General features: G+C 59.1%; 18 protein-coding genes. 12 read left to right on the top strand and 6 right to left on the bottom strand.

The window, feature by feature from the left end; genetic code table 11:
* The first annotated feature begins 13 nt into the window (after window positions 1-13).
* A complete protein-coding gene (locus ACR0B5_RS08955) occupies window positions 14-1,429 on the top strand; it encodes an FAD-binding oxidoreductase (protein ID WP_480540029.1) in 1,416 nt (471 codons plus the stop codon).
* A 36-nt stretch (window positions 1,430-1,465) separates the two neighbouring features.
* On the opposite strand, the gene ACR0B5_RS08950 is transcribed toward ACR0B5_RS08955, so the two are convergent.
* Together ACR0B5_RS08950 and ACR0B5_RS08945 are read right to left on the bottom strand one after the other, a co-directional pair.
* On the bottom strand, window positions 1,466-1,948 hold the full coding sequence (locus ACR0B5_RS08950; protein ID WP_170377886.1) for a fasciclin domain-containing protein: 483 nt from the start codon (window positions 1,946-1,948) through the stop codon (window positions 1,466-1,468).
* A gap of 169 nt (window positions 1,949-2,117) precedes the next feature.
* Window positions 2,118-2,657, bottom strand: a complete 540-nt coding sequence (locus ACR0B5_RS08945; RefSeq protein ID WP_480540027.1) for an adenine phosphoribosyltransferase — start codon at window positions 2,655-2,657, stop codon at window positions 2,118-2,120.
* Window positions 2,658-2,981: 324 nt separating this feature from the next.
* Here ACR0B5_RS08945 and ACR0B5_RS08940 point away from each other — a divergent pair, with 324 nt between their 5' ends.
* Complete coding sequence (locus ACR0B5_RS08940) at window positions 2,982-3,155, top strand: hypothetical protein (RefSeq protein ID WP_170377890.1); 174 nt, start codon at window positions 2,982-2,984, stop codon at window positions 3,153-3,155.
* On the opposite strand, the gene ACR0B5_RS08935 is transcribed toward ACR0B5_RS08940, so the two are convergent.
* On the bottom strand, window positions 3,152-3,781 hold the full coding sequence (locus ACR0B5_RS08935; RefSeq protein WP_480540025.1) for a LysE family translocator: 630 nt from the start codon (window positions 3,779-3,781) through the stop codon (window positions 3,152-3,154). The two genes, ACR0B5_RS08940 and ACR0B5_RS08935, sit on opposite strands and share 4 nt — an antisense overlap.
* Before the next feature lie 167 nt (window positions 3,782-3,948).
* Between ACR0B5_RS08935 and ACR0B5_RS08930 the strand changes: the two genes are divergently transcribed.
* The gene (locus ACR0B5_RS08930; protein WP_480540023.1) at window positions 3,949-4,785 is read left to right on the top strand and encodes an alpha/beta hydrolase; all 837 of its coding nucleotides are present in this window, start codon (window positions 3,949-3,951) and stop codon (window positions 4,783-4,785) included.
* Window positions 4,786-4,787: 2 nt separating this feature from the next.
* Here ACR0B5_RS08930 and ACR0B5_RS08925 read toward each other — a convergent pair whose 3' ends face one another.
* Window positions 4,788-5,660, bottom strand: a complete 873-nt coding sequence (locus tag ACR0B5_RS08925) for an S-methyl-5'-thioadenosine phosphorylase (RefSeq protein ID WP_480540021.1) — start codon at window positions 5,658-5,660, stop codon at window positions 4,788-4,790.
* Window positions 5,661-5,878: 218 nt separating this feature from the next.
* Here ACR0B5_RS08925 and ACR0B5_RS08920 point away from each other — a divergent pair, with 218 nt between their 5' ends.
* Entirely contained in the window at window positions 5,879-7,513 is a 1,635-nt protein-coding gene (locus ACR0B5_RS08920) for a SulP family inorganic anion transporter (protein ID WP_480540019.1), read from the top strand.
* A 141-nt stretch (window positions 7,514-7,654) separates the two neighbouring features.
* Here the strand turns inward: ACR0B5_RS08920 and ACR0B5_RS08915 are convergent, their stop codons facing one another.
* Entirely contained in the window at window positions 7,655-8,260 is a 606-nt protein-coding gene (locus ACR0B5_RS08915; protein ID WP_170377900.1) for a flavin reductase family protein, read from the bottom strand.
* A gap of 72 nt (window positions 8,261-8,332) precedes the next feature.
* On the opposite strand from ACR0B5_RS08915, the gene ACR0B5_RS08910 reads away from it, so the two are divergent.
* From ACR0B5_RS08910 to ACR0B5_RS08890, 5 genes are all read left to right on the top strand, one after another.
* Window positions 8,333-8,827 (top strand): GNAT family N-acetyltransferase, encoded by a 495-nt coding sequence (locus tag ACR0B5_RS08910; protein ID WP_480540017.1) that lies wholly within the window; start codon window positions 8,333-8,335, stop codon window positions 8,825-8,827.
* A gap of 53 nt (window positions 8,828-8,880) precedes the next feature.
* Window positions 8,881-9,624: an EcsC family protein gene (locus tag ACR0B5_RS08905; protein ID WP_480540015.1), complete on the top strand. Its 744-nt coding sequence runs from the start codon at window positions 8,881-8,883 to the stop codon at window positions 9,622-9,624.
* A gap of 121 nt (window positions 9,625-9,745) precedes the next feature.
* Entirely contained in the window at window positions 9,746-10,207 is a 462-nt protein-coding gene (locus ACR0B5_RS08900) for an NUDIX hydrolase (protein WP_480540013.1), read from the top strand.
* A 72-nt stretch (window positions 10,208-10,279) separates the two neighbouring features.
* The gene (locus ACR0B5_RS08895; protein WP_170471911.1) at window positions 10,280-10,735 is read left to right on the top strand and encodes a DUF1178 family protein; all 456 of its coding nucleotides are present in this window, start codon (window positions 10,280-10,282) and stop codon (window positions 10,733-10,735) included.
* Between the two features lie 3 nt (window positions 10,736-10,738).
* A complete protein-coding gene (locus ACR0B5_RS08890; protein ID WP_170639340.1) occupies window positions 10,739-11,377 on the top strand; it encodes an SDR family NAD(P)-dependent oxidoreductase in 639 nt (212 codons plus the stop codon).
* Here ACR0B5_RS08890 and ACR0B5_RS08885 read toward each other — a convergent pair.
* The gene (locus tag ACR0B5_RS08885; protein ID WP_170377907.1) at window positions 11,371-11,727 is read right to left on the bottom strand and encodes a hypothetical protein; all 357 of its coding nucleotides are present in this window, start codon (window positions 11,725-11,727) and stop codon (window positions 11,371-11,373) included. The two genes, ACR0B5_RS08890 and ACR0B5_RS08885, sit on opposite strands and share 7 nt — an antisense overlap.
* 165 nt (window positions 11,728-11,892) lie before the next feature.
* On the opposite strand from ACR0B5_RS08885, the gene ACR0B5_RS08880 reads away from it, so the two are divergent.
* From ACR0B5_RS08880 to zwf, 3 genes are all read left to right on the top strand, one after another.
* Window positions 11,893-13,131, top strand: a complete 1,239-nt coding sequence (locus tag ACR0B5_RS08880; RefSeq protein ID WP_170377908.1) for an aspartate kinase — start codon at window positions 11,893-11,895, stop codon at window positions 13,129-13,131.
* 46 nt (window positions 13,132-13,177) lie between these two features.
* Window positions 13,178-15,421, top strand: coding sequence for a phosphoenolpyruvate--protein phosphotransferase (gene ptsP / locus ACR0B5_RS08875; protein WP_480540011.1), 2,244 nt, complete (start codon window positions 13,178-13,180; stop codon window positions 15,419-15,421).
* Between the two features lie 161 nt (window positions 15,422-15,582).
* Window positions 15,583-17,028 (top strand): glucose-6-phosphate dehydrogenase, encoded by a 1,446-nt coding sequence (gene zwf / locus ACR0B5_RS08870; RefSeq protein WP_480540009.1) that lies wholly within the window; start codon window positions 15,583-15,585, stop codon window positions 17,026-17,028.
* Window positions 17,029-17,030 lie beyond the last annotated feature (2 nt).

Here is a 17,030-nt window from a genome sequence, read left to right as displayed (position 1 = left end):
GCAAGGAAGGCGTATGGATTTGAACCCCGCAGATGCCAAGCTGGCTGACGCCATTCGCGCTGAATTGGGCGATGATGTGTTGCGTCCGGTTTCTGAACGTTACCTGGAAGAGCCGCGCAACCGTTTTGCAGGCGAAATTGGGCTGTTGGCCCTGCCGCGCAACGTGCAGGACGTGGCGGCGCTGGTACGGCTTGCCTCGGGTGCGTGCGTGCCGGTTGTGCCCTATGGCGGCGGCACGGGCTTGGTCGGCGGTCAGGTCATGAACTCTGGTCCGGCACCTTTGTTGATCTCACTGGAGCGTATGACCGCCATTCGTGCGGTTTATCCCACCGAAAACGTCCTGATTGCCGAGGCTGGGGCCGTTCTAGAGGACGTTCAGGCCGCAGCAGAGGCGGCGGACAGGCTGTTTCCCCTGTCTCTGGCCGCGCAGGGTTCGTGTCGGATCGGCGGCAACCTTGCGACCAACGCCGGGGGCGTCAACGTGCTGCGATATGGTAATGCACGTGATCTGTGTCTGGGGCTAGAGGCGGTGTTGCCCTGCGGTGAAATCTGGCATGGGCTGAGCCGGTTGAGAAAAGACAACACGGGCTATGATCTACGCAATCTGTTGATCGGGTCCGAGGGGACGCTGGGGATCATAACCGCCGCCTCCCTTAAGCTGTTTCCACGTCCGACTGAGGTAGGGACAGCGATGTTTCAAGTGGCCTCGCCCGAGGCCGCGATCGACCTGCTGGCCCTTGCGCGCGATTTGGTGGGCGAGACGGTCAGTTCGTTTGAACTGATCCACCGGCAAGGGTTGGATTTCCTGACCGAGGTGCTGCCCGATGTGCGCCAGCCATTCGATACGCCGCCCGAATGGAGCGTGCTGATTGAACTTGGATTGGCGGCCGGACAGACCGCGTCTGAGCGTTTGGAGGCGATTTTCGCCAGTGCGGAGCCTCGGGGCCTTGTCCAAGATGGCGTGATTGCCCAGAGCGAGGCGCAGCGCCGCGCGCTTTGGGCCGTGCGTGAGCGTATCCCTGAGGCCAACCGCCTGGTCGGGTCCGTCTCGAGCCATGATATATCGGTCCCGATCTCGACCATCCCCGAATTCATTCGGCAAGGTGCCGAGGTGATCGGCGCCCTGGGCCCGTTCCGTATCAACTGTTTCGGGCATTTGGGCGATGGCAACCTGCACTACAACGTCTTCCCGCCCAAGGGTCAGAGCCGCGATGCCTTTGATGGCCACCGCAAAGCGGTGAAGAACGCGGTTCACGATCTTGTTCACGCGTTTGACGGCTCGGTCAGCGCGGAACACGGGGTGGGACGGTTGAAGGTCGAGGACTTGGAGCGCTATGGCGATCCCGTCAAACTTCAGGCGATGCGAGGGATCAAGGCTGCCTTGGACCCAAAAGGGATTATGAATCCCGGAGCGATCCTGAAGGCGTAGACACGGCCCGAACGGTCCGGACCGTGTCTGATTGCTTTATGACGCGGGCAGAATGACCTTGTCGATCACGTGGATCACGCCGTTTGATGTCTCGATATCAGCCTGAACGACGTTGGCGTCATTCACCATCACGCCCGAATCCAGATCAATCGTGATATCGCCGCCCTGTACCGTGGCCGCGGTCATGTCGTCGGACAGATCGCCCGACATCACTTTGCCCGGCACCACATGGTAGGTCAGTACGGCAACCAACTGGTCTTTGTTTTCCGGCTTCAGCAGGTCGGCCACTGTCCCTTCGGGCAGGGCTGCGAATGCTTCATCCGTCGGTGCGAACACGGTGAATGGGCCTTCACCTTTCAGCGTGTCTACCAGCTCGGCGGCCTGAACGGCGGCGACGAGGGTTTCGAAGCTACCGGCTGAGACGGCGGTATCGACGATGTCTTTGCCATGACCGTCTGCCATTGCGGATGTGCCCAACAGGATCGTTGCGACGCTAGCGACTGCGAGTTTGCGGAACATTTTGTGGTCTCCCAAATTAGAAATGCTTCAAGCAGCATCAATCGGGATACGGCGATCTGCGCATACGGATCACGCGTTTTGCGCAAAGAATTGCCTTGAACCGTCGCGAAACAGCGCTAAGCCAACGCTGTTTCAAATTTCAATACAATAATATGTGAGTTTTTTCGGCTCACAGACCTTCGAATTCACATAGGACATGAACATCCATGCCCATATCCTCAAGCACTTTGCGCCCGCCCAGCTCAGGCAGATCCACAATAAACGCGCAAGAGATGATCTCGCCCCCCAACCGTTCGATCAGTTTGATGCCAGCGCCAGCGGTGCCGCCGGTTGCCAGCAGATCATCGACGACCAAGACCTTCTCGCCTGCTTGGATGGCGTCATCATGGATCTCGACGATCGCCTCGCCATATTCCAACTTGTAGTCTTGGCTGATCGTGGTGCCGGGCAGCTTGCCCTTTTTGCGGATGGGAACGAAACCGACGCTCAACTGGTGTGCAATTGCGCCGCCCAGAATAAAACCGCGCGCCTCAAGCCCGACGACCTTGTCGATCCGCTCGCCCGCATAGGGGTGCAGCATCTGATCGATGGCCATGCGAAATCCGCGCGGATCGGCAAACAGGGTGGTGACGTCGCGAAACATGATCCCTTCATGAGGGAAATCGACGATGGTTCGGATGTAATCCTTGATCGAGTTGTTTCTGGACATTAGGCACCCCTTTGGCATCAGAACACGCCGGGGTGTTTGGCCCATTGGGGTCAACCTTGCAAGGAGAGATTGCCGCCAGCGCCTATCTGCGCCGGTTCGGGACGGCCTTTGATAGCCCATAATACCGGTACAGCGTAGCGGGCAGCCACGACAGGTGAGGTTTGCGCCAATTGCGCTGGTCTCTCAAAAGAAATGCCTGAGCCGCATGAAGGTTCATTGCCAAAATCCTTTTTTTGTTGTTAGGTGCCCGATATCTACATCCTATATGCTATGTATATACATTGCATCGCGGAGAGAATCAAGTAGTTTGCGGGATTTAGGCGCGTGGCGAAGAAAGACGGTAAGGGTTCTACCAAGAAAAACAGTCAGTTGGTGTTGCGTCTAGACAAGGACGAACGTGATGCCTTTGTCGAATTGTGCAAAGAGCTAGACACGTCAGCTGCACGCGAAATCCGCCGCTTTATCCGCGGGTTCATGAAAGAACACGCAGACGATTAGGCGGGTCGCCGCAGAACAGCCGTCGCAACGCCCATACCGATCAGAGCCAGACCTCCGAACCGGGTCATCGCATTGATCACACCCGCGCGCCCGATCATGAGCCGCAGTCGATCCGCCAAAAGCGCATAGGCCAGCGCGTTCAGCCACGCGAGACCTACGAAGGTCGCAATCACAATCGCGAATTGAGGGCCCAAGGGTTCGGCTGGGCGCAGGAACTGCGGGACGAAGGCGATGAAAAAGGCGATTGATTTCGGGTTCAGGGCTGTAACCGCCGCCGCATGCCCGAAAACTCCACGTGCGGTGACGTCTCGCCCTGTTTCAAGTGGGTCCAGCCCGCCCGATGGCGCGCTGCGCAACAGTTTGATGCCCAGCCAGACCAGATATGCGGCCCCGATCCACTTCAACACAGAAAACAACGCGGCGGACGCCAAAACCAACGCGCCCAGCCCTAATAGAGAAGCTGTCATCGCGACAAGATCACCAACGGCGACTCCGGTGGCCGAGGCAACCGCCACGCTGCGCCCTTTTGATAGCGCATAGCTGAGAACCAGCAGCACGGTCGGTCCAGGGATCAGCAGCAACGCGGTCGATGCGGCCACGAAAGCCAGCCAGAGTTCTAAAGACATGGGTCATCCTGTTCCTGTTCGCCTCGCAGCAAGCCCTCCCACGGGGCAGGCGTCAAGCGGTTTCAGCCTCGCCCAGTAATTCTAAAGGCCGGATTAAGCCTGGTACATCTCTCTTGAATCCCACGCAACGATGCCCAGACTGATAAGACGGATGAATGGAGGCCCCGATGGAGCAGACTCAGAACCTGACGCACGACCACGCAGCGCGGCTGAGAAAAGGCGCGTTTGTCCTGATTGCGGTGATTGCGGCGCTCTATGTGTTGGCCGTGGTTTATATGTATGTGAAACAGCGCGATCTGCTGTTCAAACCATCCGGCGTGTTGCCTGAACCCAGCGCGGTCGGCTTGGCGGATGTCGAGGTCCTGTCGCTGCCCATGTCGGATGGCACCGACCTGACGGTTTGGTTCGCGCCTGCAGTGGCTGAGGGTGCGCCGACCGTTCTGTTTTTCCACGGGCAAAGCGGCAATCTTGGGGACCGCGCCGACCGGCTGCGCGAAATCCTGAACAGCGGCTTCGGTCTGCTCGCGCCAAGTTATCGAGGGTTCCCCGGCAGCGATGGCACTCCGTCCGAAGCCGCTTTCGTCGCTGACGGTTTGGCCCTTTATGACCAGTTAATCGTACAGGGCCAATCAGTTGTGCTCCACGGTCAGAGCCTTGGAACCGGCGTCGCGGCCGCTGTTGCTGCGCAGCGCCCCGATGCGGAACTGCTGGTCTTGGAAGCACCCTTTACCGCAACCGTTGATGTCGCGGCCGAGCGCTACCCTTGGCTGCCCGTCTCACTTCTCATGCACGACAAGTTCGCCACACGCGACATTATCGACCAGATCGAGGTGCCGACGCTGATCTTCCACGGCACCGAGGACATCGTGGTCCCGCCGCATCACGGAACAGGGCTTGCCGAAGGTAGCGAAGCGCAGTTGTTCATGATTGAGGGCGGCACCCACAACGATCTCTGGTCGCATGGCTTGTGGCAGACCGCGCAGGACAATCTGCCCCCATTGTAAGACTACAAAACCCTGCCAGCCACCGCGTCCAGCTTTGCCAGCACGGTCAGGTCGCGATCTTCCGGGGCCGTGAGGATCGCGTGGTCCAGGGCCCGGTCACACCCATGCGGGCAGGGCGTCCGGATTGGGCCCAGCAAGGCCGGTAGTCCTTTTACCAAGGCCCGGCCCTTTTCTGCATTCCCGGTGAGGGTTGCGATGATCGAGGTCACGTCTACCTCGCCATGATCGGGGTGCCAGCTGTCATAGTCAGTGACCATCGCGACCGAGGCATAGCAAAGCTCGGCCTCGCGGGCGAGTTTTGCCTCGGGCATATTGGTCATGCCGATCACATCGCAGCCCCACTGTTCGCGGTAATTCTTGGACTCGGCCAGAGTCGAAAACTGCGGCCCCTCCATCGCCAGATAGGTGCCGCCGTGATGCACGGTGATGCCAGCAGCTATTCCGGCTTCTTCGCAGGCATTCGACAAGCGCGGGCAGGTCGGATGCGCCACGCTGACATGGGCGACGCAGCCGGTTCCGAAAAAGCTTTTCTCACGTGCAAAGGTCCGATCGATGAACTGATCCACGATTACGAAATCACCGGGCGCCATATGCTCTCGGAAAGATCCGCAGGCCGAGACCGAGATCACATCCGTCACACCCAGCCTCTTTAACGCGTCGATATTGGCGCGATAAGGCACTTCGGTTGGTGAATGGATGTGTCCACGCCCATGGCGCGGCAGGAACACCATATCGACCCCTTCCAATGAGCCGGTCAAAACCTCATCGGAGGGCGCCCCCCATGGCGTATCGACCCGAACCCACTCCGCATTTTCCAGCCCGTCGATGTCGTAAATGCCTGATCCGCCGATGACGGCGATTTTTGTTTGGGTCACGTTGGGTCTCCGCTGCTCAATCCATGCGGGAAAACTCTGCGGGTCACAGACGAAATTGGCAAGTGGTCTCAGCCATTTGCACCTTTTCGCTGCGAGCCGCTCTGTAAAGCTATGCGATGGACGCATATCAGGGTCCCGTTGGGCGCGGTATCTCTTGGGTGCTTTGACAGGTAAAAGGCCCCCTTTCGCGCGAACATAAAGACCCATAGGACCGTCCCATGCCCCGAGCCATGCTGGCAAGCTTTGCCAACCGTATTGCCAAGCCCGATCTCCGTTGGGTGCCAGATGAGGGCCTGACCGTGTCGCGCCTGCGGATTGAGCTGCTGTCGGGCCTGACCGTTGCCCTGGCGCTGGTGCCCGAAGCTGTGGCCTTTGCCTTTGTCGCGGGCGTGCATCCTCTTGTGGGTCTCTACGCGGCCTTCATGGTTGGCCTGATTACCGCGCTGATCGGAGGCCGCCCCGGCATGATTTCGGGAGCGACGGGGGCTTTGGCGGTCGTGATGGTGGCGTTGGTCGCGCAGCACGGGGTCGAGTACTTGTTTGCAACCGTGGTTTTGATGGGCATTCTGCAAGTGATTGCCGGCGCGATGCATTGGGGGCGTTTCATTCGCCTTGTGCCGCATCCGGTGATGTTGGGGTTTGTGAACGGTCTGGCGATTGTGATCTTTCTGGCGCAGATGGGCCAGTTTAAGGTCCCCGGAACCATGGAAAACACCGGCCACGGGATGAGCGGGGGCGAGTGGCTTTCGGGCATGCAGCTTTATACCATGTTGGGCCTCGTCGCGCTGACAATGGCGGTGATTTGGGTCATGCCGCGGATCACGCGTATTATTCCGGCCCCTCTGGCGGGTATCCTAGTCGTTGCAGCGCTTGTGATTGGCTTTGGTCTGGACGTGCCACGCGTCGGTGATCTGGCCTCGATCGAGGGCGGCTTGCCTGCCTTCCACATCCCGATGGTACCGCTGAACTTCGAAACGCTTGAGATCATCTTGCCCTACGCGGTCATTCTGGCCGCCATTGGCCTGATTGAGTCCCTGCTGACTCTGAACCTTGTGGGTGAGATCACCAACAAACGCGGCGGAGCCTCGCAGGAATGCATCGCGCAGGGTGTCGCGAACGTCGCCACCGGCTTCTTCGGAGGCATGGGTGGCTGCGCCATGATCGGCCAGTCGATGATCAACGTGAAATCTGGCGGTCGTACCCGGATCGCAGGTATCGCGGCTGCTCTGTTCCTTCTGATCTTCATCTTGTTCGCCTCGCCGCTGATCGAGCAAATCCCGCTGGCTGCGCTGGTTGGTGTAATGTTCATGGTGGTGATCGGGACCTTCGCCTGGAACTCATTCAAGATCATGCGCAAGGTGCCTTTGATGGACGCCTTCGTGATTGTTCTGGTGACTGTAGTTACGGTGATGGAAGACCTTGCGGTTGCGGTTGTCGTCGGCGTGATCGTTTCGGCCCTGGCCTATGCATGGAATAATGCCAAGCGTATCCATGCTGTCACCCGCGACTCTGAGACGGAAAAGGGCGCGAAAGTCTATGAAATTCAGGGGCCGTTGTTCTTTGGCTCGTCGGACGGATTTGTCGAACTGTTCAACGTTCCGAACGATCCCGACGTGGTCATTGTGGATTTCGCCGAAAGCCGCGTGGTCGATCAATCCGCCCTGCAGGCCATCGAAAACGTCGCTGCAAAATACGAGGCCGCAGGCAAGCGTGTGATGCTGCGGCATCTTAGCCACGACTGCCACAAGCTGCTGAACAAAGCAGGCCACTTGATGGTCGATAGCGACGATGACCCGGATTACGGCTTGGCCGTGGACTACTCGGTCCGTACCGGCATCCTGGGCGGCCACTGAGTAATTTGCGAGGCTCTGCCTCGCGCTCCGAGATATTTGTTGGCCAGATGAATGAAGGATCCCTCTGTTTCATCTGGCTAGAAATATCTCGGGGGAGTCGCCCCGCAGGGCGGCGGGGGCAGCGCCCCTTGGGGGCAGGCCTCAATCATCAGGCCTGTTCAGTGAAAACAACTCGGTGACGACGGCATAGTCTCGGTAGCCAAGCCGCGCCAAAGGCTGGAAGGTTGTCACGTCGAATTTGCCATCCTTCAGGCAATCGTCACGCAGATGGACCCCGGTCACTTCGCCAAAGACAACGCGGTTCGCCTCACCGGGTAGAGTCGTGATCTCGGTCAGCTTGCATTCCAGCGCAGCGGGCGCATCTGCTACGCGTGAGCAGGCGATGGTTTCGCACTCGACCGCCGTCAGGCCTGCATGGGCAAATTCGTCGGTTTCCTTTGGCAGTCCGGCAGAACTGGCGTTCATCGCATCCCGGTGGGCAAAGGCTACGATGTTCACGCAGAATACGCCCGTTGCCTCAATATTGGCGATGCTATCCTTGCCGCCGTCCTGATCGTGCTTGGTTCCTGTTGTGGCAAACATCACTTGTGGCGGGGTGTAGGCAACCCCGTTGAAGAATGAGTAGGGGGCCAGGTTGTTGATCCCATTTGCGTCGCGCGACGAAATCCATCCGATGGGGCGCGGGGTGATGATGGCGTTGAACGGGTTGTGAGGCAGGCCGTGGCCGTCTTCGGGGCGATAGAACATATGGTCTCCAAGCGTTTGCCCAAGGCGTAACGAAGTGCTAGGGCGATTGCCAGCTAGGAAAAGAGGGCAGGCGTGCAGCACTTCGCGATCAGGCCGGAAGAGCCGCAGGATTGGTGGGAGGTCGAAGCCCTCTATGATCTGTGCTTTGCGCCGGGGCGTGAGGCGCTTTCCTCTTACCGTTTGCGCGATGATGTACCTCCGGTGGCGGGTTTGTCTTTGGTTGCGCGTGACGGGCAGGGAATACTGGCCGGAGCGATCCGGTTCTGGCCGATCCACGTTGGCGATCATGACGCCTTGCTGTTGGGACCTGTCGCGGTTCATCCAACGCATCAAGGCGAGGGGCTTGGCGGTTACCTTATCCACTCCGGTGTTGAAACAGGACGGGACAAGGGGTGGGATCGCGTCATGCTGGTCGGCGACGCGCCATATTATGCCCGGTTCGGTTTCACGCCGTTGACGGAGGTTGAGATGCCTCCGCCGACCAACCCCGACCGTGTTTTGGGCATGGCCCTGAACCCCGGAAAATGGGACAATATTGCCGGAGCCGTAACCCGCTGGACGCGCTGAGCTATTGAAACACCGCGCCGAAGTACCGATCTTTCAAGGAACGGAGGGTTCGGATGCAGGATGTTGTACTGATCGACAATGTTGACGCGGATGCGGAATTGGATCGCTTGGCGAAACACTACCGCTCGGCCGGTGGGGCGGGTGTCAAACTGCTCAACGCTTTGGGCGGGTCCGCGGAGTCGTTGCTGGAACAACTGCCCGAACCCCTGCGCGACGGCTTGACCGGAGCGACCGAGCAAGCCCTTTGGATGGCGATGCAGGCGGCACAAGGATCGCGTCAGGTCGTGCCAGATCAGGCGCCTTGGGTGAACACTGCCGTGACAACGGCGATGGGCGCTGCGGGCGGATTGGGTGGCCTGTCTACCGCTTTGGTTGAGCTGCCAGCGACCACGGCGATGCTATTGCGCTCAATCCAGGGGGCGGCAGCGCGCGAAGGCTTTGATCCGGCTGAAGAAAACGTGAAATTCGACTGTGTTCGGGTGTTGGCGGCTGCGGGTCCCTTGTCACACGATGACGGAGCGGATCTAGGGTTCTTTTCCGTGCGTCTGACGCTGACAGGCCCCGCGATGAAGAAACTGATTGCAGCGGTGGCTCCGAAGCTCTCGGTTGTGTTGGGTCAGAAATTGGCAGCGCAATCCGTACCAGTTCTGGGGGCGCTTGCGGGTGGTGGGACGAATTACATCTATACCCGCTACTACCAGCAGATCGCCCATGTTCACTTTGGTTTGCGCCGGTTGGCGATGGACGCGGATATCTCGCACGATGTTCTGGTTCGCAGGCTCAGCGCGCGTATGTAGCGGTTAAATTTGGTCGCTGTCGCATCATGTGGTATACTAAGTTTAACAGGCCGCGATACAAAAGCTTAACGGAAGACGCGGTATACAGGCACTGATCTGATGCGAAAGTGAGTGCGGCGCGATGAAAGTTTCTCGGGCGTCCAGTCTAGACCTCAATATGGGGCAGGTGCCGGTCCTGCCTCAGGCAGCTGCATTGTGCTATCGGCTGTCGCGGGGTCATCCTGAGGTTCTTTTGATCACCTCCCGCAAGGCGCAGCGCTGGATCATCCCGAAAGGGTGGCTGATTGATGGGTTAAGCGCCTCGGAAACTGCCGCTCAGGAGGCCTGGGAAGAGGCGGGCGTGATTGGCACATGTGTGCCGGTTAAGCTTGGCCAGTTCTCGATGGCCAAAACCTGCGCCAAGCGTGGACCGGTTCTTTGCGTGGTGGATGTTTACCCGCTGCATGTGGATCAGGTTCAGAATCAGTTTCCCGAGACAGGGCAGCGGAAACGCAAATGGAGTACGCTTCAAAAGGCCGCATCGAAAGTCAACTCGCCCGATCTTGCCGCTATTTTGCGCAAATTCGCGCCCCGGATACACTAAACTTAATACTGAGAGACTTGATATTGGAGTTTCGGTCGGTATCTATTCGCCAACCGACATTTTGGAAGGACCATGATTCAATACGCGTTGAAGTGCAGCAAGGGCCATAGTTTCGACAGCTGGTTCCAATCTGCTGAAGCCTACGACAAGCTGGCAGCCTCGGGCATGGTGACATGCGCGGTATGTGGATGTGCGCATGTTGAAAAGGCGATCATGACTCCGCGTGTCCGGCCTGCGCGGGATGCCCAGAAGACCGCGCAAATGCCAAAACCGTCATCGGATGATATCAACGTAACCAGCACCCCCACTGAAGTTGAACGTGTCTTGGCCGAACTACGCCGCAAGGTCGAAGAAAACTCGGACTATGTGGGCCATGACTTCGCCTCGGAGGCGCGCAAGATGCATCTGGGCGAGGCACCCGAGCGCTCGATCTACGGCGAGGTGAAACCGGATGAGGCGAAATCCCTGATCGAAGACGGGGTACCGGTTGCGCCACTTCCCTTTATTCCCAGCAGAAAGACAAACTGACCCATGCATATCGTGATTACCGGAGCCAATCGGGGAATTGGATGGGCTCTGGCGGAGCGATATCGCGCGCAGGGTCATGGCGTCACGGGAACTGCGCGTGATGGCAGCGCCGAGGTTCAGTTGGACGTAGCCGATCCGGCGCAGCAAGCGGCGATGGCGGACCAGCTAAAAGGGCAGCCGGTCGACCTGTTGATTTGCAATGCGGGCGTTTATCTGGACAAAAGTCACAGCATTGATGACTACCCCGCCGAGATGTGGGCGCAGAGTTTTGCGGCCAATGTCACTGGCGTTTTCTTGACTGTGCAGTCATTGCTGCCCCATCTGCGCGCGGCTGGCGGACGGATTGCGATCATGTCGTCTCAGATGGCCTCGCACACCCGCGCGCCGGGCGGCAGCTACATCTACCGCGCCTCCAAGGCGGCGGCCTTGAATCTGGGGCGTAATCTGGCGGCCGACTTAAAGGCGGATGGGATTGCAGTGGGCATTTATCACCCCGGTTGGGTGAAGACCGACATGGGTGGCGCAGCGGCGGACATCCATGTGGATCAGGCCGTCGCTGGCCTGATGGAGCGTTTCGATGCGCTGTCGCTGGACAGCACAGGTTGTTTCGAAACCTACGACGGGAAGCCTCACGCCTACTGAGTGTTCAGCGCGGCCTTGGGCAGTTCATACACTTCGCCGGGTTCGATGAAAATCACCATGATGTCGCCCCGAACTTCATGGTTGATCGGTGAGGGCGAGCTGCTGGAATCCGGAATGCCATCGGTGAAGTAAATTCTGCGAACATCACCACCGGGCAACATCACGGCCAATGTTGCGGTGCCATCATCACGGCGGCGCAGCTCGGCGTTGCAGCTTTGCAGCGGATCACCGGCTCTACCGGCGCAGGGAACCGTACCCAGCGCGTTCTGTCCATCGGTGCCAGCCACGCTGGCCTGCTGGGACAGGGCTGGGGATGCGATCACGGCAAGGACGGTTGCGAAACGAAGCATGAATAACCTCTTGGAATTGCTTTAGCGCTAGGCTGACATTGCGTTTTCGGAAAGTAAAGCGGCCCCTTGACGCAATATCTGTTATGCAGCGCCCCTTGCTCTTGGTGTCCCCCTCGCATATGAGGCTCGGGACTTTAAATCCAAGGCGCGGAGACACTTGCCCCCATGCCCGTACTCGTGATGAAATTCGGTGGCACATCGGTTGCCAATCTTGACCGCATCCGCCGCGCGGCGAAACGTATCGGCGTTGAGGTGGCAAAGGGCTATGACGTCATCGTCATCGTTTCGGCCATGTCCGGCAAAACCAACGAATTGGTGGGGTGGGTGAACGAGACCTCGCCACTGTTCGACGCCCGCGAATACGATGCTGTGGTGTCATCGGGCGAAAACGTCACCGCAGGTCTGATGGCGCTGACGTTGCAGGAGATGGAAATTCCGGCGCGCAGCTGGCAGGGCTGGCAAGTGCCTCTACTGACCAATGGTGCACATTCCTCGGCCCGGATCGAGGAAATTCCGACGGACAACCTGAACCAAAAGTTCGGCGAAGGCATGAGAGTGGCCGTGGTTGCCGGTTTCCAGGGCATCAGCCCCGAAGGCCGGATCACGACGCTGGGCCGTGGCGGTTCGGACACGACTGCTGTGGCCTTTGCTGCCGCGTTCGAGGCCGAGCGCTGTGATATCTACACGGATGTCGATGGCGTCTACACGACCGACCCGCGTATCTGCGAAAAGGCACGCAAGCTGGATCGGATTTCGTTCGAGGAAATGCTCGAACTGGCGTCGCTAGGCGCGAAAGTGCTGCAAACCCGCTCGGTCGAGCTGGCGATGCGCTATAAGGTGAAACTGCGCGTTCTTTCAAGTTTCGAAGAACAATCCGACGAGGCCGGTACGCTGGTCTGCGACGAGGAGGATATCATGGAATCCAATGTTGTGGCCGGTGTGGCCTATTCCCGTGACGAAGCCAAGATGACCGTCGTTTCCGTGGCCGACCGCCCCGGCATCGCCTCGATCATCTTCACTGCGCTCAGCGATGAGGGCGTGAATGTGGATATGATCGTCCAGAACATCTCGGACGAAGGGCGTACGGACATGACCTTCTCCTGCCCGACCGATCAGGTCGCGCGGGCTGAAAAGGCGCTGCTGGCGATCAAGGATGCGGGTGAGTTGAACTATGCCGAGCTGGTGGCCGACGAAGACGTTTGCAAGGTTTCGGTGGTGGGCATCGGCATGCGATCGCAATCGGGTGTTGCGGCCAAGATGTTCAAGGTTCTCTCGGATGAGGGGATCAACATCAAGGTCATTACAACCTCTGAGATAAAAATTTCCGTCCTCGTCGACAGGAAATACATGGAACTTGCTGTTCAGGCACTGCATGATGCCTTTGAACTGGACAAGGCGGCCTAAGCTGATCAGCCAAAGGTTTCGCCTGACGCACTAATTGGGTTGGGCCATGGCGGACGGTACGGAAACAGAATCCCGCAAGCTGCTGGTTCGGCTGCGCGAGGAAATGGCGAGCGAGGCAGCCGGTCAGGAGCGTCTCGACCGCATCACGCAGCTGATTGCCGATAGCATTCGTTGCGAGGTCTGCTCGATCTACCTGTTCCGTGACGAAGAAACACTTGAGCTTTGCGCGACCGAGGGCCTATCGCCCGAGGCGGTTCACCAGACCCGGATGCGTTTGGGCGAAGGTCTCGTGGGCCGGGTGGCCAAATCCGGCAAGGTGGTTAACACAGCGGATGCGCCCGCAGCCAAAGGGTTCCGGTTCATGCCGGAAACGGGCGAGGAGCGCTTTTCCTCATTCCTCGGGGTGCCGGTACAGCGGCTCGGTCAGAAACTGGGCGTTCTGGTGGTGCAGTCCCGTGACGCGCGTGAATTCTCCGCGGATGAGATCTATGCGCTGGAAGTGGTGGCAATGGTTCTGGCTGAGATGGCCGAACTGGGCGCGTTCGTAGGTGAAGGCGCGGCGCTGTCTCCTTTGCACCAGCAATCAGTGCAATTGACCGGCGGTCCGGCGCAGGAAGGGTCTGCCGAGGGACATGTCTGGCTGCATGAGCCGCGCGTTGTTGTGACCAACCCGATTGCCGAAGACCCGCACCGTGAAAGCGAGCGTTTGAATGAGGCGGTCGAGGAGCTGCGCGTCGGCGTCGACAAGATGCTCGAAATCTCGCAGAACGGTGACAAAGAGCAACTGAAAGTTCTGGAAGCCTACCGTATGTTCGCCAATTCCAAGGGCTGGATGCGGAGGATGGAGGAAGACATCGCCCTCGGCCTCAGCGCCGAGGCTGCGGTCGAGAAAGAGCAATCGCAGGCCCGTGCCCGTATGGGGCAGGTGACCGATCCCTATTTGCGGGAACGGCTGGCGGATTTGGATGACCTCAGCAATCGTTTGCTGCGTATCCTGACCGGACAGGGTAAGACTGACAGCGCCGATCTGCCGCCCGATCCGATCCTCATCGCCCGCAATATCGGCCCCGGAGACCTGCTGGAATACGGACGGTCTCTGAAGGGGATCGTGCTCGAGGAAGGCTCGGTCGGCAGCCACGCCACGATTGTTGCCCGCGCATTGGCGATCCCATTGGTCGTGCATGTCGGGCGGATCACGACAGAGGCTCTGAACGGCGACCACATCCTTGTTGATGGGGACAATGGCGTCGTCCATCTGCGCCCCGAAGACTCTGTGGTCAGCGCGTTTCGCGACAAGATCGCGATGCAGGCCAAAGCGCAGGAGCGCTATGCTTCGATCCGGGAAACGCCAACCGTTACGCAGGATGGCGCGCGGATCAACATGGCGATGAATGCGGGCCTGATGGCCGATCTGCCCTCGCTCGGGAACTCGGGCGCGGAAGGGGTTGGTTTGTTCCGGACCGAGCTGCAATTCCTGATCCGTAACCAGATGCCGAAACGGTCTGAGCTGGTGACCCAATACCAGAGGGTTTTGGACGCGGCCGGAGAAAAACGAGTTGTGTTCCGGACTCTCGATATCGGCTCGGATAAGGTTCTACCCTACATGAAGCACGTGGCGGAACCGAACCCGGCGCTGGGTTGGCGTGCGATCCGTGTCGGTCTGGACAAGCGTGGCGTGATGCGGATGCAGTTGCAGGCCCTGTTGCGCGCTGCCAATGGTCGCCCGCTGACCATCATGTTCCCCTTTGTCGCACAGGCCGAGGAGTTCCGCGAGGCTCGCTGGGAGGTCAACAAAACCATCGAGCGTGAAAAACGTCTTGGCCATATCCTGCCGGAAACGCTCGAAGTGGGGGCGATGCTGGAAACGCCGTCGCTGGCGTTCTCACCGCAAAAGTTCTTTGACGAGGTGGATTTCATCTCGATCGGTGGCAACGACCTGAAACAGTTCTTCTTTGCCGCCGACCGCGAAAACGAGCTGGTGCGACGTCGATATGACACGTTGAACGTCAGCTTCCTCAGCTTCATCGAACGGATCGTGGAACGCTGCAACATCTCGGATACGCCGCTGAGTTTCTGTGGCGAGGACGCCGGTCGCCCGGTTGAGGCGCTGTGTTTGGCGGCGATGGGTATCCGCACCTTGTCCATGCGTCCGGCTTCGATCGGCCCAGTCAAAAGCCTGTTGCTGAGATCGAACCTGCAGGACGTCCGCAAGATCATCGCGGATGCACGTCATCGCGGTGAGCAATCCGTGCGCCCGGCGGTTATGGAGTGGTTGCGGTCTCAAACGTGACCCATCAGTCGGCCTATTGGGGATTCCGGGCTTGATTTTTATTTCAAGGTTCCGTATCCAACCGTGGAAATGTTAGCGATAACATTCGTGGTCGCACCAGCGACCCCCATCGCGACTGAGATTCTGCTTCTTGAGGCAGGAAGCACAAAAGGAAGCTGATCATGGTTTCACGCGTCATCCCGGTAGACCCGTTCGACCTCGTGCTGTTTGGCGCGACGGGCGATCTGGCGCAGCGCAAGATCTTGCCAGGGCTGTATCACCGGTTTGAAATGGGCCAAATGCCGGAGGATGCGCGGATCATCGGGACCGCCCGGTCCGATATGGACAGTAACGGGTTTCGTGACCAGTTGCGCGCGTCGATGGACAAATTCGCGCCAAGCTACGACAAGGACACTCTGGATCGATTTCTGACGCATGTTGACTATGTGCCGGTGGATGCGCTGGGCGATGCGGGCTGGTCTGATCTGGCCAAAGCCTTGAGGCCTGACGTGGTGCGGGCTTTTTATCTGTCTGTGGGTCCCAGCCTGTTCTCAGGCATTGCACAGCGTCTGAATGATCACGGGCTTGCCACGCCTGACAGTCGGATCGTGGTGGAAAAGCCCTTCGGTCATGATCTGGCCTCGGCCAAGGCACTAAACGAGGGGCTACGCGCCTGTTTCGAAGAGCATCAAATCTACCGGATCGACCACTACTTGGGTAAGGAAACTGTGCAGAACCTGATGGCGCTGCGCTTTGCCAATTCGCTGTTCGAGCCGCTGTGGAACGCGACCCATGTCGATCACGTGCAGATCACTGTGGCCGAGACTGTCGGGGTCGAAGGGCGCGGTGCTTACTACGACCAATCCGGCGCGATGCGGGATATGATCCAGAACCATCTGGTGCAGCTTCTCTGTCTGACCGCGATGGAGCCGCCTTCGAAATTCGCGCCAAACGCGGTGCGCGATGAAAAGGTCAAGGTGATCGAAGCGCTCGAACCTGTCGAGCCGAAGGATATCGCGCGTGGTCAGTATCGCACAGATAAGGGCGGCGACGGTTATCTCGATCATGTCGGCGATCCCGCCAGCCGTACCGAAAGCTTCATTGCGCTCAAGGCTCATATAGGCAACTGGCGCTGGGCGGGGGTGCCGTTCTACCTACGCACCGGCAAACGCCTGAGGGCGCGCGAGTCTGAGATCGCCGTGTTTTTCCGCGACCCGCCGCATACGATTTTCCCCAATGTGGGGCCTCTGCACGGCAATGTTCTGGTGATCCGTCTGCAGCCGGACGAGGGCATCACTCTGCGCACCACGATAAAGGAACCGGGGCAGGGCGGGTTCCGTCTGTCCGACGTGGCGCTCGACATGAGCTTTGCCGATGCGCTGGGCGATGGCGCGCAATCGCCTGACGCCTATGAACGCCTGATCATGGACGTGATCCGCGGCGATCAAACCCTGTTCATGCGCGGGGATGAGGCCGAGGCCGCCTGGGCCTGGGTTGATCCCATCATTCGCGGTTGGGAAGAGCATGGCGACAAGCCCGCAAAATACGATCAGGGCAGTTCAGGGCCCGAAGAAGCATTGATGCTGATGCATCGCGATGGACGCCGCTGGCGTCAGATCGGAGGGTAATC

This window comes from Ruegeria sp. AG1 (assembly GCF_056541705.1).
The sequence above is the reverse complement of the archived record's forward strand: the minus strand, read 5'-3'. Positions and strand labels throughout refer to the sequence as shown.